This window comes from Pinibacter soli (assembly GCF_029961145.1).
GTDB lineage: Bacteria > Bacteroidota > Bacteroidia > Chitinophagales > Chitinophagaceae > Pinibacter > Pinibacter soli.
In genome coordinates this window covers 1,899,615-1,918,205 of record NZ_JASBRG010000007.1, presented here as the reverse complement: position 1 = coordinate 1,918,205, position 18,591 = coordinate 1,899,615, and the positions used below count along the sequence as shown (strand labels likewise).

General features: G+C 41.3%; 13 protein-coding genes. 5 read left to right on the top strand and 8 right to left on the bottom strand.

From position 1 onward, the window contains the following. The first annotated feature begins 47 nt into the window (after nt 1-47). Nucleotides 48-2,264: a monovalent cation:proton antiporter family protein gene (locus QJ048_RS18150; RefSeq protein WP_282335827.1), complete on the top strand. Its 2,217-nt coding sequence runs from the start codon at nt 48-50 to the stop codon at nt 2,262-2,264. 170 nt (nt 2,265-2,434) lie between these two features. Here QJ048_RS18150 and QJ048_RS18145 read toward each other — a convergent pair whose 3' ends face one another. The 3 genes from QJ048_RS18145 to folK all read right to left on the bottom strand — a co-directional run bounded on the left by QJ048_RS18145 (nt 2,435) and on the right by folK (nt 5,311). After that, nucleotides 2,435-3,682 (bottom strand): MFS transporter, encoded by a 1,248-nt coding sequence (locus QJ048_RS18145; RefSeq protein WP_282335826.1) that lies wholly within the window; start codon nt 3,680-3,682, stop codon nt 2,435-2,437. A gap of 339 nt (nt 3,683-4,021) precedes the next feature. Then, nucleotides 4,022-4,654, bottom strand: coding sequence for a deoxynucleoside kinase (locus QJ048_RS18140; RefSeq protein ID WP_282335825.1), 633 nt, complete (start codon nt 4,652-4,654; stop codon nt 4,022-4,024). Between the two features lie 174 nt (nt 4,655-4,828). Continuing rightward, a complete protein-coding gene (gene folK / locus QJ048_RS18135) occupies nt 4,829-5,311 on the bottom strand; it encodes a 2-amino-4-hydroxy-6-hydroxymethyldihydropteridine diphosphokinase (protein ID WP_282335824.1) in 483 nt (160 codons plus the stop codon). A gap of 69 nt (nt 5,312-5,380) precedes the next feature. Between folK and sppA the strand changes: the two genes are divergently transcribed. The 4 genes from sppA to QJ048_RS18115 all read left to right on the top strand — a co-directional run bounded on the left by sppA (nt 5,381) and on the right by QJ048_RS18115 (nt 9,882). Then, complete coding sequence (sppA, locus tag QJ048_RS18130; protein ID WP_282335823.1) at nt 5,381-7,153, top strand: signal peptide peptidase SppA; 1,773 nt, start codon at nt 5,381-5,383, stop codon at nt 7,151-7,153. A gap of 228 nt (nt 7,154-7,381) precedes the next feature. Then, nucleotides 7,382-8,488 carry an ABC transporter permease gene (locus tag QJ048_RS18125; RefSeq protein ID WP_282335822.1) on the top strand — a complete coding sequence of 369 codons (1,107 nt, stop codon included), beginning with the start codon at nt 7,382-7,384 and terminating at the stop codon, nt 8,486-8,488. A gap of 132 nt (nt 8,489-8,620) precedes the next feature. Further along, on the top strand, nt 8,621-9,106 hold the full coding sequence (locus tag QJ048_RS18120) for an SRPBCC family protein (protein WP_282335821.1): 486 nt from the start codon (nt 8,621-8,623) through the stop codon (nt 9,104-9,106). 278 nt (nt 9,107-9,384) lie between these two features. Then, on the top strand, nt 9,385-9,882 hold the full coding sequence (locus QJ048_RS18115; RefSeq protein WP_282335820.1) for a DUF2911 domain-containing protein: 498 nt from the start codon (nt 9,385-9,387) through the stop codon (nt 9,880-9,882). Between the two features lie 116 nt (nt 9,883-9,998). On the opposite strand, the gene bioA is transcribed toward QJ048_RS18115, so the two are convergent. From bioA to QJ048_RS18090, 5 genes are all read right to left on the bottom strand, one after another. Further along, nucleotides 9,999-11,288 (bottom strand): adenosylmethionine--8-amino-7-oxononanoate transaminase, encoded by a 1,290-nt coding sequence (gene bioA / locus QJ048_RS18110; RefSeq protein WP_282335819.1) that lies wholly within the window; start codon nt 11,286-11,288, stop codon nt 9,999-10,001. A 165-nt stretch (nt 11,289-11,453) separates the two neighbouring features. Further along, nucleotides 11,454-13,175: an amino acid permease gene (locus QJ048_RS18105; RefSeq protein WP_282335818.1), complete on the bottom strand. Its 1,722-nt coding sequence runs from the start codon at nt 13,173-13,175 to the stop codon at nt 11,454-11,456. Nucleotides 13,176-13,557: 382 nt separating this feature from the next. Continuing rightward, on the bottom strand, nt 13,558-14,970 hold the full coding sequence (locus tag QJ048_RS18100) for a TolC family protein (RefSeq protein ID WP_282335817.1): 1,413 nt from the start codon (nt 14,968-14,970) through the stop codon (nt 13,558-13,560). Between the two features lie 31 nt (nt 14,971-15,001). Further along, nucleotides 15,002-15,682 carry an ABC transporter ATP-binding protein gene (locus tag QJ048_RS18095; RefSeq protein ID WP_282335816.1) on the bottom strand — a complete coding sequence of 227 codons (681 nt, stop codon included), beginning with the start codon at nt 15,680-15,682 and terminating at the stop codon, nt 15,002-15,004. A gap of 488 nt (nt 15,683-16,170) precedes the next feature. Next, nucleotides 16,171-18,552, bottom strand: a complete 2,382-nt coding sequence (locus tag QJ048_RS18090) for an ABC transporter permease (RefSeq protein WP_282335815.1) — start codon at nt 18,550-18,552, stop codon at nt 16,171-16,173. Nucleotides 18,553-18,591 lie beyond the last annotated feature (39 nt).

Genomic DNA, 18,591 nt, shown 5'->3' with positions numbered 1-18,591 from the left:
TTGCTGATATTTTTTACAGACGATAATAATTTAAACTGAGAGGCCAAATGAATCATCTACCGACACTTATTACAGACTTAGCTTTAATACTTGCATCAGCCGGTATGGTTACTTTAATCTTTAAGAAATTAAAGCAACCCGTTGTGCTTGGATATATTATTGCCGGTTTGCTCGTAGGGCCCAAAATGACGCTTTATCCCACCATTGGTGATATGGAAGGCGTAAAGTCGTGGGGGGAAATAGGAGTGGTTTTTTTGCTATTTGCACTTGGTCTTGAATTTAGTTTTAAAAAAATTGCGAAAGGCGGCGGTTCATCGGCAATTGCCGGGATTTTTGAAGTTGCCTGTATGACCATATTAGGCTATGTAACCGGCAGATTTCTTGGCTGGCCGAAAATGGATTGCATGTTTCTGGGCGGCATCATCGCCATTTCGTCTACTACCATTGTCTTCCGTGCATTCGATGAACTTGGTTTAAAGACGAAACGCTTTGCAGGGGTTGTAATGGGAATTCTGATCATCGAAGATCTTGCTGCAGTATTGTTGCTCGTGCTGCTAAGCACGTTGAGCGTGAGCCGTGATTTTCAAGGAACACAACTGCTATTTTCCATAGGTAAATTATTTTTCTTCCTTTGCCTTTGGTTTTTGGCGGGAATATTTTTGTTGCCATCCTTTTTCAAGAGGGTTCGCAATCTGATGACTGATGAAACACTGCTGGTAGTGTCTTGCGGGCTATGTTTGGTAATGGTTGTAATTGCTGCCAGCGTTGGGTTTTCCGCTGCACTTGGTGCTTTCATAATGGGTTCAATATTGGCGGAAACTACCGTGGCAGAGCAGATTGATAAACTTGTTCAATCGGTAAAGAACCTTTTTGGCGCAGTGTTCTTTGTTTCGGTAGGGATGTTGATCGATCCTAAATTATTGGTGCAATATGCGGGACCTGTTTTACTCATAACTGTGGTGGTGATTATTGGCAAAACGTTGAACGTAACAGTCGGTGCATTGTTATCGGGACAGCCATTAAAACAGTCCGTACAAAGTGGCGTTAGCTTATCGCAAATAGGTGAGTTCTCTTTTATTATTGCTACGCTGGGCTTGGATTTGAAAGTGACCAGCAGTTATTTGTATCCCATTGCAGTGGGTGTTTCCGTGATCACTACATTTACAACGCCTTATATGATGAAGCTCGCAAACCCGCTCTACAACTGGCTTGTAAAAGTTTTGCCAAATGGCTGGCTCAGAGCAATTGATCGCTATAGTGCAGGTACACAGACTATCCAGGCTGAGAGCGATTGGAAAAAAGTTTTAAGAGCTTATGGAAGCATCATCATCGTAAATGGTGTAATGACAGTGGCTGTAGTGTTGTTAACCTCATATTATATAGCACCTTTTATAAGTCGCGAAATAAACAATGCAGCGCTTGCTACTGCTATTTCTATCATTATCGCTTTTGCAATCATGTCGCCTTTCTTGTGGGCGTTAATGGTAAAGCAAGTGCGAAGTGAGCACTCGAGATCATTGTGGCTGGATAACAAATACAACCGCGGTCCGCTGCTAATGCTTGAAGTTTCGAGAAATGTAATTGCAGTGCTATTGGTTGGATTTTTGTTCAGACAATTCTTGTCTTTTTGGCTCTCCATCGGCATTGCAGCAGTGATCATGGCCATTGTGTTACTTATTTTTTCGAAGAAATTACAAACATTCTATCAGCGTATTGAAAAGCGTTTTATTACCAACCTGAATGATCGTGAAACGATTGATTACGTGGATGGCAAAGAAGATCTTTCTCCGTGGGATGCACACCTTGCTTATTTTGATGTTAGCCCGAATCTTGATTTCATAGGCAAACGGTTGATTGATCTTGCATGGCGCGAAAAGTACGGCATCAACATCGCTTCTATTGAACGTGGTGACAACTTTATAAGAACACCCACCCGCGAAGAAGTTATTTATCCGTACGATAAAATTGCAGTGATTGGAACCGATCAGCAAATGCAAAATTTCAGACCGGTAATTGAAGCGCATAAATCAGAATTACCTACGCAGGAAGATGAAATGGTGCTCGATAAAATTATTGTAGGCAGCCACAATCACTTAACAGGCAAAACAATACGCAACTCGGGCCTTCGGGAGAAAACAAACGGTCTTGTAGTGGGCATCGAAAGAAACGGCGAACGCATTCTAAACCCTCATTCAGATACAGAATTTGCATGGGATGATATTGTGTGGATAGTGGGAGACAAGAGGAAGATACAGGGATTTTAAAATTCCTGTAATGTGTAAATTTGAAGATTTGAAAATTTGAAAATGCTTCTGGCGCGACTGTCATTTCTTAATTGAAACATCTTGGTTTTTCGAGAGTAGAAGAATTCGGTTAAGAAGTCGCACAGCTCCATTTTCAAATCTTCAAATTTTCAAATTGCCACATTGGCTCTCTAGTACTCCATCTTCCGCAAACTCGGCGCCTTGAACCATGTAAAGATTACAACTCCCAAAGTCATGCAGCCGCCGAAGATTACGGAAGGAACAACTCCTAGTAATTTTGCGGCAACGCCGCTTTCAAACAATCCCAATTCATTACTGGAGCTGATGAACATAGAGCTCACAGAAGATACGCGACCGCGTAATTCATCCGGTGTCTTTAATTGAAGAATAGTTCCCCTTACTACAACGCTGATGCCATCAAGGGTTCCGCTAACTAGCAATGCAGCAAACGACAACCAGAATACCTGCGATAAACCAAACGTGATGATACACAAACCAAAGCCTGCAACAGCAAAGAGCAATATTTTTCCTTGTTTACCTTTCAGCGGGAATATGGTCATTGTAAGAATGCTGGCCACGGAACCTATATCTGTAGCGGCGTTCAGCCAACCGAAGCCTATTGGTCCCACTTTAAGAATATCCGACGCGAAAACTGGAATCAATGCAACTGCGCCGCCAAACAACACCGCAAACAAGTCTAGTGACATGGCGCCCAATAATTCTTTTGTTTTGAAAACATAACGCAACCCTTCCTTCACACTTTCCCATGTACGTTTGTTCACGTCGAGGCTTACAATTGGTTTTGGTTTGATCAATGCCACTGCAATTGATGCAATGGATACATACAAACAAACTATTGAAAGCGTAATGGCAGAACCTACATAAGCAATGAAAAAACCCGCTGAGGCGTGTCCCAAGATGCTAGCAGTGAGGTAAGTACTTTGTCCCATGGTAATGGCGCCTGGCAACTTCTCACGTGGTACGATCTGTGCCACGATAGCGTTGGAGGTAGGGCCGGCAAATGCACGCACCACACCTGTGAAGAAAATGATCACATAAAATAACGAAAGAATAATGTTCTTATGAATATGTGCCTCCGAGAAGCCTGTTGACAAAAAAACAAGGCAGCAAGCCAACGAGAGGTAACTTACGATGCAACGAAGCAGAACCGTTCGCTTATCATTTTTGTCGATATAATGTCCGGCATAAAGTGCAAGACCAACCGCAGGTATTACTTCCGATAAACCGATCAAACCCAGTGCAAAAGGGCTCTTTGTGAGTTGGTACATGTGCCAGCCAACCACCGTGGTGACCATGCGAAGAGCCATGGTGTAAAAAAGACGCTGAACTATATAAAATCTGAACTCTTTAATTGATAAAACTTCAAAAGGAGATGGTTTTCGCTGCTGACTTTCCATTATAGTATTAGAATATTAAACGACGCGAAATTAATTTGAAAATTTGAAGATTTGAAAATTTGAAAATGGAGAGGGCACGCAGATGACGCTGATCTAACTGATTTTCGCTGATTTTTACCCAAAAAATATTAGTCAGTCTTGAGTTGAAACAGATGGCACGCGCCCGCCAAGCTGAAACCGTTCGGACGGGGATGACACTGATTAGACGGATTAACACGGATCCGTTGTTGACAAGGCCATCAACGATACAATTTGATGAACCGAAAAATATCAGCCATCAGTCTAAATGCTACACAGAAAGCATTCTTAATTCCCAATTCTTAATTCTTAATTCGCTGCTTAAGGCAGCGTTAAATAGTGTTGCCCGTCGTCATAATCTTTGCTCAGTGCATCAAGAATGACATTGATGTGAATATCATTACTCAGGAAATCTGCATTGGACGCATCGATGAAAAGCGTTTTAATATCATGCTGTTTGATGTAGTGCGTATAGGTTTCCTGGATATTGAACAGATATTCGTTAGGAATTCCCTGCTCGTAAGGGCGGTTGCGGCGACGGATATTTTCCTGTAGTTTTTTTACAGGCGCATGCAAATAGATGAGAAGGTCCGGTTGAATAAGTTGTTGATGTATAATGTCAAACAAACGCTGATACAAACGGAACTCATCATCTGGCAGGTTTACTTTTGCAAACAGTAAACATTTGGTGAACAGGTAGTCGGAAATGGTAACGGTTTGGAAAAGATCCTTTTGCTGCAGCAGCTCTTTCAGCTGTTTGAATCTTTCCGCCATGAAGAAAAGTTCCAGCGGAAAAGCATACTGCTGAGGGTTTTCATAAAATTTGGGCAAAAATGGATTGTCTGCAAATTCCTCCAAAATGAGCCTTGCATTGAAACGTTTTGCCAATAAATGCGCCAGCGTCGTTTTCCCGGCACCAATATTCCCTTCTATTGTAATAAAGTTGTACTTCATAAAAATTATTTCACGCAAAGGAGCAAAGGCGTAAAACAGTTATAGTTTGAGTTTACGGAGTGTGTAGACTTATGGATGGTTTTTAATAAAAAAATCAGTGTAAATCCGTCCAATCCGAGTCATCTGTGTGCCAATTCCTCGAAGCCGCAAATATATATTTCAGTCTCCGAGATGTTATCCATATTTATTCACATCTAGTTTGTCCGGGCATTCTTCCAATAATTGCTGAATGGTTTTGTGCAAAACCGGATGCATATACGAAGAAGCTATTTCGTTGAGCGGCACCAGGGCAAAGCGCCTTGCGGGCAGTGCCGGATGTGGAACGGTTATGTGTGATGAAGCATGTATCTCGTTGTTGAACAGAAGAATATCCATATCAATAATTCGCGGACCATATTTTTCCATCCGTTTTCTCCCCATTTCTTCCTCGCACCACAGCAGACGGCTCATCAGTTCGGATGCACCAAGGGAAGTCTCCAGTTCCAGCGCCTGGTTCAAAAAAGCCGGCTGATCCTCGATACCCCAGGCCGACGTTTCATAAACCGAAGAAAAACGAGTGATTTTTCCGCAGTTTTCTGCGATGATTTTAGCCGCTCTGGCGAGATTTTGCAACCGGTTTCCGACATTGCCGCCTATCAGCAAATATGCCTTATTCATGTATTGAAAATATTGATCGCTTCAAATATCTTTATTTTTGAATAGTTTCACACAAACACCTGAGTATTAATGAGACAATTTTTGAAATTTTTTCTTGCTTCACTGCTTGCCCTGATCGTTTTTGCAGTTGTAGGAGTTTTTATTTTGGCCGGAGTAGTAGGCAGCGTTACTGCAAAAAAAGATGTTCAGGTTGGCGAAAAGGCAGTTTTATTCATCGATCTCAGCAAACCCATCCGTGAACAAAAACAGGAGAATCCAATCGCAGATCTTTCTTCCGAAGAGCAATATGATGCGCCCGGTTTGTACGACATGGTCCGCCTGATCAAGTATGCAGAAACCGACTCCTCCATAAAAGGCATTTACCTGAAATGTAACGACAATCCCAACGGATTTGCGACATGCGAAGAAGTTAGAAACGCATTGCTCGAGTTTAAGAAAACGAAGAAATTTATTTATGCTTACGGCGACATGATGAGCCAGAAAGCTTACTACGTGGGCAATATAGCGGATAAAATTTATTGCAATCCTAAAGGAGGATTGGAGTGGAAGGGTTTTTCCATTCAGTATATGTTCTTTAAAAATGCACTGGACAAACTGGAAATCGATCCGCAGATATTTTACGCAGGCAAATTTAAAAGTGCCACAGAGCCTTTCAGAGCTGATAAAATGACAGATGCCAACCGCCTGCAATCACAGGAACTATTGAATGATCTTTATGAGCGTTTCCTGCTAAACACTGCAGAGCAAAGAAGCGTTGATACAGCGTCGCTGCATAAACTCGCCAATGATCTGGCTATTCAATCTACCAATGATGCGGTAAAATATAAATTGCTTGATGCAGGAAAATATGACGACGAAGTAAAGGCTGAATTAAAAGAAAAGCTTGGCGTAAAGCAGGAAAATAAAATCAATTTTGTGCCTATCGGCAAATACGAAGCAGCCGTGAATTTCAAAGATGGCAGCGGTTCCGACAGAATTGCTTTGATATATGCACAAGGCGATATTGTGGATGGGAAAGGAGGCGAAGGCCAAATTGGCGGCGAAAAATTTCGTATGTACCTACGCAAAGTTCGTTATGATAATTCGGTAAAAGCTGTGGTTTTTCGCATCAACTCTGGCGGGGGAAGCGCATTGGCGAGTGAAAATATCTGGCGTGAAATTTCGCTGGTGAGAAAAGTAAAGCCAGTGATACTAAGCTTTGGCGATTATGCAGCTTCTGGCGGTTATTACCTTTCATGCGATGCAGATAGCATTTTTGCAGAACCCAATACCATCACGGGTTCTATTGGTGTGTTCAGTATGATGCCTAATCTCTCAGGATTTTTCAAAAACAAACTCGGCGTAACTTTCGACGGCGTAAAAACTGCAGAGCACGCATCGGTCCCAAGCATTTCACAGCCTCTATCAGATATTGAAAGAAGATTCATTCAGAACGATGTCGACAGCATTTATTTTACTTTCCTTACACGTGTCTCTGATGGAAGAGGCTTGTCATTTGCATATACCGACAGCATTGCGCAGGGCCGTGTGTGGACAGGCTCAAAAGGTAAAGAGCTTGGTCTTGTTGACAGACTTGGCAATATTCAGGATGCGGTTGATTGTGCTGCAAGAATGGCGAAACTAAAAGAATACCGGGTGAAAGAGTATCCTGAGCCTGTGAGCTTCCTCGACAAACTATTAAGTGGGTTCCAAAAAGTTACAAAAGCCAACACTGTAAAAGAAGACATGATTAAGGAGGAAGTAGGTGAAGAAGGATACCGTGCCTACAACAGCCTGAAAGGTATAAAAGCTATGATGGGCATGGCACAGGCGAAACTGCCTTTTGAAATGATCGTAGAATAATTTGAAAATGATACAGGAACGCAGATTATCATGATTATCATGATTGTCATGATTTTTTATGATTAATATTTCTGATTTATCAGAAAATATCAGTTTTTATCATAACGGTTACTACGACTTGGGTTCCAAGGGCAAAAAAAATAAAATCTTGTTTAATCATGACAATCATGAAAATCTGCGTTCTGATTTTTCAAAATGCCTAGCTTTGCACGAATTTAACCATACAGAATGCAGCAATCATATAGCCAGGGCAGGGCAATGCTGGCGATTACAAGAGCGAGTTTAAAGGCAATATTAAGAAGTCCGACCTCCGTTGTTTTCAGCATTTTTTTTCCACTCATTTTCATTTTGGTATTTGGTTTCATAGGCAATAGTTCAGGGCCATCATTTAAGATAGTATTGGATAAAAACAGTGATACCAATAATGTTCTGCTTGATTCCATAAAGCACTACCCCAACATAAAATTCATAACAGGCAAAACCGATCAGGAGATTCGCTCAGACCTTGAGAAAGGAAGGATTACCGGGATTCTCTCCATAGAAAAAGTAAACGAGCCAAACAGCAATGTTGAATATCTGGCGAAATTCAAATCAACTACGGCGAGTGCAGATAAGTTCTCGGCGTTTTTGCCCCTACTGGAAAATGTCATTTCCAAGATCGATAAGATAAAATTCTCCGAAAGGCAATCTGTAGCGCATATTGTTCCTGAAATTGAAACCGTACGTGAATACAAACCTATCGACTTTATTTTGCCCGGTCAGTTGGGTTTCTCGTTGTTAAGTGCAGGTGTGTTTGGAGTAGCATTTTTATTCTATAATATGCGCCAGCAATTGGTACTCAAGCGTTTTTTTGCAACGCCAATAAATCGCACTTCGATCATATTGGGTGAGGGCCTGGCGAGAGTAATTTTTCAATTGATCACCGCAGTGGTAATTGTAGCGCTGGGTCACTACGCTTTTGGCTTCACACTGGTTCATGGTCTGTTAACATTCGTTGAGATTTTGATCCTAAGTTTTCTTGCATTACTTGTATTTATGGGATTTGGTTTTATCGTAAGTGGTCTTGCTCCAAACGAGAGCATTATCCCTTTACTCTCTAATATTATTACCTTGCCGCAATTTTTACTGGCAGGAACTTTCTTTTCTATAGACGCTTTTCCAGCGTGGTTGCAACCCCTTTGTCGCATCTTGCCATTAACACATTTCAATGACGCCATGCGTAAAATAGCGTTCGAAGGCGCTCATCTAACAGACTGCTGGCAACAAATCGGCATTCTTGGTATCTGGGGAGTAGTGGTTTATGCGGCTGCCGTGAAAACGTTTAAATGGGAGTAGAGAATGGAACGCAGATTATCATGATTTTGATGATTTGTTAGGATTTTGACATTTGGCGAACGGCTTCATCCATGCGCCTTTCATTTGGATTATTAGCCCAAGACCTTCAGCCCTAAACCTTACTTTTGCAGCATGAAAATTTTAAAACTGGCCATCATCAGTTCCGTGGTGCTTTTCGGATTAGTATTTATCATTTCCTCCTTCATGCCCTCTTCGGTAAAAGTCTCAAGAGCAACGGATATTGATGCTCCTTATGACTCGGTGTATAAATATCTTTCCGACATCCGTAACTGGGAAAAATGGAACTTGTATGTTGATACGTTCACTAACAGGCAATATCCTTCACCAACATCGTTAACTTCTGATCAAGTGAATATCAATATCACGTCCGTTTCAGATAGTACGATTAAAGCCGAATGGCACCAGAAAAATACAGTATTTACTTCCGGTTATTATTTGGTTGCCCATGACAATATTACAACGGTTCAATGGTTCTTTGATTTTAAGGTGAAATGGTACCCGTGGGAAAAACTAGCCAGCATGGTATACGACCAGCAATTAGGCCCGGTGATGGAAAAAAGCCTGGCGAAATTGAAAGAACAAGGTTTGAGAAAATAGAGAAAGAACCCAGATTTTCATGATTGTCACGACTTGCACTGATTTTTTTGTTGGAATGCAAGGTTAGAACTGGTTTCAGCTACTGTTGCGTCGCACACTTCAGCATTTGGAATTCTTATCGGCGAATAGAGAATACAAAATCATAATAAATCGTGACAATCATGAAAATCTGCGTTCTATCTCTTAAACCATTCATCCTTCTTCATTAATAATTCATCAATCATTCTCTGGCATAATTTGTGAATTGATCGTACTTTGGCTTACATAAAATTTATAAAATGAAACACCTGTTATTCTTATTCCTTGCTTCAGCTTTTGTGCTTCCGGTATTTGCTCAGCAAAAACAAAGAGCCAGTCCTCATGACACAGTTAGTGCAAAGAACATTGAGATTACTTATGGCAGACCTTATAAAAAGAACAGAGAGATTTTTGGCAGTCTTGTGAAATACGGCGAAGTATGGAGAACCGGTGCGGATGAAGCAACTCAAATCACCTTCAAAAAAGACGCAACTTTTGGCGGAAAACCTGTTAAAGCCGGCACTTATACATTGTTCACCATTCCTACAGAAGGAGAATGGACAATCATTTTGAACGGCCAGTTGAAACAGTGGGGTGCTTACGATTACGCCAAGAACAAAGACAAAGATGTGCTACAAGTTAAAGTGCCATCTAAAAAGATCGACAGCTCTGTTGAGCAGCTGACTATAAAAGTGGAAGGAAGTGATATTTTGATCACATGGGATAAAACGCAAGTGGCAATTCCGGTGAAAAGTTAATCAATTTGAAAATATAGTAATTTGAAAATTTGAAAATGAAAGGTGCCTCATCTAACACTGGATGCGGCACCTTTCATTTTCAAATTAGCATATTTTCAAATTTTCAAATTGCGCCGTCAGCTCTCAATTAATGAAATCCAACCTAACAACGCACTATACACTTTCTGCAGCTCTTCCGTAGTAATGCAATATGGTGACATGATATAAACGGTATTTCCAAGGGGCCTTAGGTAAACGCCTTGTTGCATCATCAGTCTACTGAAGTCCTTGTTTACGGTATTCAGATATTCATCCTTGCCAATGCTGATTTCAAATGCTATGATAGTGCCTGTTTGACGAATGTTTTTTACGACTGGGCTATGCTTTTGTTCAAGTACTCTCATAAAGTTTGAATGCTGCTCGCAAATGTTTTTTATAGCAGCAAGACATTCTTCTCTTTGCAAAAGATCAAGGCTCGCTAATGCTGCAGAACATGCCAAAGGATTGGCAGTAAAAGAGTGACCGTGAAAGAAAGTTTTCAATCTGTCGTCAGTAGTAAAAGCCTCCACTATTTTGTCGTTGCACGCTGTAATGCCAAGTGCCATAGTGCCTCCCGTCAAGCCTTTGGACATGCAAACGATATCAGGCTTTACCTGCATGTGCTCACTTGCGAAAATTTTTCCCGTGCGTCCAAAGCCTGTCATTACTTCATCGGCGATGCAAATGATATTATGTTGTTGAACCGTTTCCAGCAATATGTTCATCAGTGCAGGATCGTACATGCGCATGCCACCGGAGCCTTGTATCAATGGCTCGTAAATGAAACCTGCAATTTCATGACCGTTGGCTTCAATGAAGGACGTCAGTTGGTCAATGTTATCTGTAGTTGGCGTATCGATAAAAACAACGTCAAACAAATAATTATGAAATGCTTTAGTGAAAATACCGCGTTCGCTCACACTCATGGCGCCGAATGTATCGCCGTGATAGGAGTGCTCAAATGCTAGTATTTTCTTTCTTTGCGTCGCTTCATTGTCGCTTTGGTTCCACCAATATTGAATCGCCATTTTAATAGCAACTTCCGTGGCGGTAGAACCATTGTCTGAATAAAATATTTTAGAAAATTTGCCGGGTAAAATCGGCAATAATCTTTCTGCCAGTTCAACTGCGGGATAATGTGTGAAGCCCGCAAAGATCACATGCTCCAGCTGCAGCGCCTGCTTGTAAATTTTTTCAGCAATATAAGGATGTGCATGCCCATGAATATTTACCCACCAGCTGCTAATGCCATCAATATATTTATTGCCCGACTCGTCAATGATATACACACCTTCACCCTTTACAATAGGTATAGGCTCAGGCATATTCTTAAGCGGAGAAAAAGGATGCCAGATGACGGACTGGTCACGTTTCTGTAGTGTCTGCATGGGAGCAAAGATAAAACTGATGCTTGAATTGAAAATTTGAAAATATGGTAATTGAAAATTCTTTCTGTGCGACGTTCCGCATAAAAAAAGGAGCCATTCTTTTGTGAATGTCTCCTTTCAATTATGAATGTTGAGCTAGCTAGGCATTTTCAAATTACCATATTTTCAAATTTTCAAATTGCCCTGCTGCGAAGCGGCAAGGCGGCTTTTCCTATATCCATAAAAGAAATAAATCACCAGCCCGACAGCCATCCAGATGAAGAACCAAACCCATGAAATGGCTGGGATTTCGATAAGTAAATAGGCGCATGATAACACGCCCAGGATCGGGATCATTGAATAGGAACGGATAAATGTTAATACGGAAAGGATTGTGCCTATCAGCATATAAACAAGGAACAACACTTCCTGCAAATTATCCTTACCAAGATTTTGCGCAGAAGTAATGATCCTGTCTTTCATGAGATAAATGAAAATGATAAACAATACAGGAACGATGAAGCGTCCATTGATATAAGGCAAACGGAAGCCCCCATGTCTGTTTTCATTTTTTGGTAATAACAAAACACCGGCGGATACCAACACAAATGCAAACAAAGTACCGATGCTGGTAAGATCGGTCATCATATCCATAGGCATGAACAGCGTTGGTACGCCTACCACAATACCTGTAATGATTGTTGCGTAAGAAGGCGTTTTATATTTTTTATGAACTTCTGAAAATCTTTTTGGCAGCAAACCATCGCGGCTCATGCTCATCCAAATGCGCGGTTGACCCACCTGGAACACCAGCATAACGCTGGTTGTAGCCACTACTGCACTGATTGAGATAATGTAGCTGATCCACTTTTGATCGATCTTATGAAAAACGTAAGCCAAAGGATCAGGTACTTTTAGTTCCGAATAATTTACCATGCCGGTAAGTACCAAAGCGATGAGAATATATAAAACTGTACAGATAACAAGAGAATAGATCATGCCGCGTGGAAGATCGCGTTGCGGGTTGCGGCATTCTTCTGCGGTTGTTGAAATGGCGTCAAAACCAATATAGGCGTAGAACACTGCCGATACGCCTGCCAGTACGCCGCCAAATCCGTTCGGCAGGAAAGGATGCCAGTTAGCAGGTTTCACGTAAAAGAAACCAAGAATGATCACAAAAATGATCACAAGTATTTTAAAGATCACCATGAAGTTAGTGGTCTTCTTGCTTTCCTTAATGCCAATGTAGGCAAGGGTTGTAATCAATACAACAATAATGAACGCAGGCAAATTGATGAAGAAATGTTTGCCCCCAACAATAGGGGCGTTATTCCATGAGCTAATGTAACTTTGAAACATTTGTCGTGCATCATCTGTCAAAGTTTTACCGGAAGCGAGTTCTGCAGTTGCGTTGGTGAAATTTTTAAAAGCTGTAGAAGGATCGTTCAATAGCCAACCGGGCAGATGAATGCCTAAACCCATCAAAAGATTATTAAAATAACCACTCCATGAAATGGCCACTACGATATTTCCTATGGCATATTCCAGGATCAGGGCCCAACCAATGATCCACGCGATCAGTTCGCCGAATGACACGTAGGCATATGTATAAGCACTTCCCGCGATCGGTACGCGACTCGCAAACTCTGCATAGCAAAGCGCCGAAAATCCGCAGGTGACAGCTGTAATAATAAATAGGAGAGAAATGCCCGGGCCGCCATTAAATGCTGCCGTTCCGATGGTAGAAAAGATACCCGCGCCTACCACAGCGGCGATGCCCATAAACGTTAAATCCCTTACAGTGAGAATCTTTTGCAAACCGCTGGCGTCGTGGCCATCGCCAAAACCTTGTTCGGCATCCTTAACTATTTTAGCTATCGATTTCTTACGGAACAAAGAATTGGACATGCAGTATGTTTAATTTGGCGGTCAAATTATGGAAAAAAAGCGAAAAAGACGTGGATGGCGTAAAGCGGTATTAGGATGCGTCGCGCAAATTGCCGATCCCAGTTCATGAATCCCTGTAGAGACGCCTTGAATGCGTCTCAGTAACACCTGCAACGTGTAACCCAAAATGTGGGGATTTCGTTTTTAATGTATCATGTTTCGGGTGATACGGAGACGCGTTCAACGCGTCTCTACTACGGACGGCTGCATTTCAATGTAGATATACTGCTGAAGGGTGCGACGCAACAGTTGCATAATAGTAGTACAATTGTCCGGCCCATAAAAAAACTTAGACTTTCTTGAAGCACAGGAACCTGACCATCAGTTGTCCGCGATTGATAACCTAATACAACTGTTTGCCCTGATAATAATCCAACACCTTCGTTCTGAAAATATATTCGTACTTCGCAGTGGTCAAATTAATATTTGCTCTGTCAATGTTATTTTTTGCTGTGAGGTAATCAACAGATGTGCCGACGCCAGCATTAAAACGTACTTCAGCTGCTCCGAATGATTCTTTAAACGCAGCTACCTGTTTGGTAGAAATGCCGTAACGATCGTAAGCGGAAGTCATGTTCAGGTGCGCCTGGTCAACGGCCTGGCGCAAAAGCAAAAGTGTATTTTGTTCTTGTAAGCCTGCATTCTTTTCCTGGATCTTTGCAATCTTCACTTTGTTGCGAACAGAAAGATTGTTGAAAATGGGGATGTTCAAACCCAATGTAAACGTACTGCCGTAATTGTTTTTAAGCTGATCAAAATATTGATAATCTTCGTACTGCTGTTGCGGTGAATAGACATTTGATTTGTTGCCATTAACGAAAACATAGTTCGGGGTAGACACATCTACAACCTTGCCCGCAATCGGTTTATAAAAAATGCTTGAGAAGTTTGTTGCATACACACCACTCAGGGACAGCTGCGGATACAAATATCCTTGTGCCACTTTAACTGCTTTGTTATAACTCTGTGTACGCAGGTTCGCGGCTTTCACCATTGGTAAATTGTTTTCGGCTGTTTCATAAACTTGTTGCGCGGTGTAATCGTATTTCGCAGGAACTGTTTCTGTGCCGCTGCGTTCAAGTTCGAGTTTCGAATTGTAAGGAAGGTTCATCAACTGGCACAAATTAAGCTTGGCAGTTTCTACGGAAGTTTTAGCATTTACAATTGTAAGCTCATCGTTTGCGAGTTGTCCCTTCAAATCAGTAAGTAGAGAAGGAGCGATGGCGCCATCGTTGTTTAATATTTCCAATCGATCAACCTGGCTCTTAGTAAGCGATGCCTGGTTTTGTGCGATCACATACAAGTCTTCATTTGCGAGCACCTGCAGGTAGGAGGTTACAACATTTAGCGCCGTGTTGTCTTTCTTTTGTTGCAAGTCTTTTTTGCTCGCATCAAACAACAAATTGTTTTGCTTAACAGAATTCAACAATGACAAGCCATTGAACAAAATCAAATTACCATTCAAACTGTAATTTGCAGAAGTGAATTGTTGATCGATGTAACTGTTTGTACCCGGATCAATGCTGCGGCCTTTGTTGTTGCTATGCCCAACGTATCCTGAAATAGAAGGCAGCAAATTCATTTTTGCCTGTTGATGATAAACATCTGCAGTTTGTACATCCAGTTCAGACTGTTGAACCTCTATGTTGTTCTTAATTGCGGTTTCAATGCATTGCTGCAATGTCATAACCTGTGCGTGTGTTGTAAACGATCCGATTACCAAAGCCAGTCCGCAAATAATTTTTTTGTATCGCATTGCTCTTTGCTCTTTTGAAATATGAATTTTGCTAGTGTACACTTGCCGGTTGAACTTCTATCCTCCCATCCAGCAGATTGATGATCCTGCTTCCATATGCGGCATTTTTTTCTGAGTGTGTAACCTGTATGATGGTGACGCCTTCTTTATTAAGTTCTGTGAACAACTTCATGATTTCTTCACCTTGTTTAGAGTTCAGGTTGCCAGTAGGTTCATCTGCCAAAATCAATTGTGGATTGCTGATCAGGGCTCTTGCAATACCCACAAGTTGCTGCTGACCCCCTGATAATTGTGTAGGGAAAAGGTCCTTCTTGCCAACTATATTAAAGCGATCAAGTATATCCGATACCCGCGCTTTTCTTTCGGAGTTTTTTATGTCCTGGTAAATAAGCGGTGTCTCGATGTTTTCATAAATAGTAAGCTCGTCAATCAGGTGGTATGCCTGAAACACGAAGCCAATATGCCTCTTGTACAATGCTGAGCGCTGTTTTTCTTTCAGTGCATTCATCGGTTGGTCCATAAAAATGTAATCTCCTTCAGATGGTTCGTCCAGCATGCCAATAACATTGAGCAGCGTTGATTTACCCGAACCCGATGGCCCCATAATTGAAACGAACTCACCCGCATTGATCTGCAAATCGATATCCTTTAGAACGAAGGCTCTTATTCCGCCAACGTTGTACCACTTGGAAATATGTCGAAGTGTAATCATTTCTTTAATTGAAAATTGAAAGTTGAAAATTGAAAATGAGTCGATAATTAGAAATTGAAAGTAAGATTTGACAAAAAGAAACGCGATATTTTTACTTTGCCAGACCGCTAAAGCATTTTCAATTTTCAACTTTCAATTTTCAATTAACCAGCTCCATGCCAGTTCAACCAAATATGCCGCCAAAAGCGTTTGTGCTTGAAAGACAGATTGTTGTGAAGTGGTCGTATTAAGTGCTGTTCGTTTTTGATACAATTGATGTACGATTTTCTTTAATTGAAAATTGAAAGTTGAAAATGGTTTTTATTAAGTTATACGCTGTTGGTTTATCTTTTATTTTGAACTGAGCTGTATTACTACTATCGACATCGTTGCGTCGCACACTTCAGCATTTGTTCTTTATTGAACAATGAATGATTAACGTTTTTAAACAAACTTCAATCCAATGCATTTTCAATTTTCAATTAACATCACTATTCTTAATTGAGCATCTACTCTGTTCTCAAACTTTTAACCGGATTCGCCACCGCAGCTTTGATCGCCTGAAAGCTAACCGTAAACAACGCAATGAATATCGCGGTTATTGCTGCCAGTAAAAATACCCACCAGCTTACGGATGTTCGATAAGCAAAACCTTCCAGCCATTTGTGCATGCCAATGTAAGCGAGAGGCGATGCAATAAGAATGGATATCAAAACAAGTTTGATAAAGTCGCTTGAAAGTAAAGTGGTGATGTTTGCAACAGATGCGCCCAAAACTTTTCTCACACCAATTTCTTTGGTGCGCTGCATTGTGCTGTAAGATGCAAGCCCCAAAAGGCCGAGGCAGGAAATGAAGATCGCAAGAATCGCAAAGTTCAGGAAAAGATTGCCAAATCGCTCTTCCCCGCGATATTGCCTGTCGAAAAATTCATCCATGAAGAAATAGCTGAACGGACGATTGGGAATCATTTCTTTCCACTTCTTCTCAATGCTTGCCAATGTAGCAGGAACGTTGCCCCCTGTGATGTTTACTGACAGCAGATCACAGCCATCTGGTTCAATACGCATCGTGAGTGGTTTGATTGGTTGCTGCAATGAGCGGAAATGGAAATCCTGCATTACGCCGATGATCTTTCCTTCGCGCCCCCATTGTTTGAATTTTCTGCCCACTGCTTCCTGCGGGTTTGAGTAGCCCAGTAATTTCGTAACCGATTCATTTACGACCATCGCCTGGGTGGTATCGGTGCCAAACTCTTTAGAGAAAGATCGTCCAGCCACCATTTTAATTTTGTATTGCGGAATGTAATTCCAATCAACAAAGTAAAGGTCGAGATTGGCAATCTGCAGGTCGCCTTTTTTGTTTTCTATTTCAGAATATGCCCCCGGATTTCCACTTCCCGGAACGCTTGATGACAAAGCAGTTGACTTTACATTGGGCAAACCACCTACTGCATTTTGCAGAGCAAATCTAGCAGGATCGCCCTGCGTACTCACTACCACCATTTGATCTTTTGAAAAGCCGAGATCACGTTTGCGCATGTAATTCATTTGCAAATACACCACAAGTGTTGCAATAATAAGCACCACCGAAATAGAGAACTGAGCTACTACCAAACCCTTGCGTAATAAAATGCCTTTTGTGCCGGTTGCAAATCTTCCTTTCAAAACAACGACAGGTTTGAATGATGATAATATTAATGCAGGATATGCTCCGGCCAATACACCAATACTAATAGCTGCGCTAAACAATAGTAAAAGATATTGCCAGTTCGTGAAGATGCCATGGCTCACAACTTTCCCCGCAAGTTTATTAAAAAGAGGCAACAACAATACTGATAACAATACCGTAAGCATGAATGCAATGATGCAAAGTATTACAGACTCTCCGATGAATTGCCTTGCTACTTGTGATTTTGCGGCACCCACCACTTTTCTGATGCCTACTTCTTTCGCTCTTTCGGATGAACGTGCTGTTGTTAAATTAATGAAGTTGATGCAGGCAATTAATAGAATGAATACAGCAATGATCGAGAAAATATAAACGTTGTTCATATTGCCTGACTTATTACCATCTCTTGTGGAGTATAAGTAAATGTCTTTTAAAGGTTGGAGCGTAAAGGTGTAAAACATCTGGCTCTCTTTTCTTTCCTTGCCATTGTTGCGCTCAATAAAGTCCGGGAATTTCTTTTCCATCGCACGGGGATCAGCGCCGGGTTTCAGCAGCAAAAATGATGTAGCACCAAAGTTGCCCCATTGCTGGTCGATATTTTTGTTCAGGCGTTGTGTAAATGTGGTCATCGATACCAGCATGTCGCCTTTAAGAATAGAGTTTTCGGGAATGTTTTGAATAATGCCGGTAACCGTTGCAGGAATTCCGTCACCCGTTAGAAGCACTTGCTTGCCAATCGGATTTTCGTTGCCGAAATATTTTTTCGCAGCGTCTTCTGTAAACACAACGCTGAACATGTCTTTCAATGCGGTCTTGGGATCTCCCTTGAGCATTTTAATATCGAAGACGTCGAAGAAAGTTGAATCTGCAAAGAGTGTGTTGTCTTCCTGAAATTTTGCATCTCCTTTTCTTACCAGGAAACTTCCGTTGTTAACTCTTGTAAATGTCTCCACTTCAGGAAACTCACGTTTAATGTTTGGTGCAAACGGCCACGCAGTAACGCTCGTGTTGATCGTTTCACTTGGTGTTTTGATATCCGTATTTAGTCGATAAATATTTGCAGCCTTTGAATTGAATTTGTCATAGCTCAACTCAAATTTTACATACAGGAAAATAAGAAAGCACGCAGTCATGCCCACTGTTAATCCCAGTATATTTATAAATGAAAAAACGCGATGCCGCCATAAGTTGCGGAAAGCGATTTTGAGATAGTTTTTTATCATGGTGTGGTTGTTAGTTGATTGTTGGTAGTTGTTAGGTTT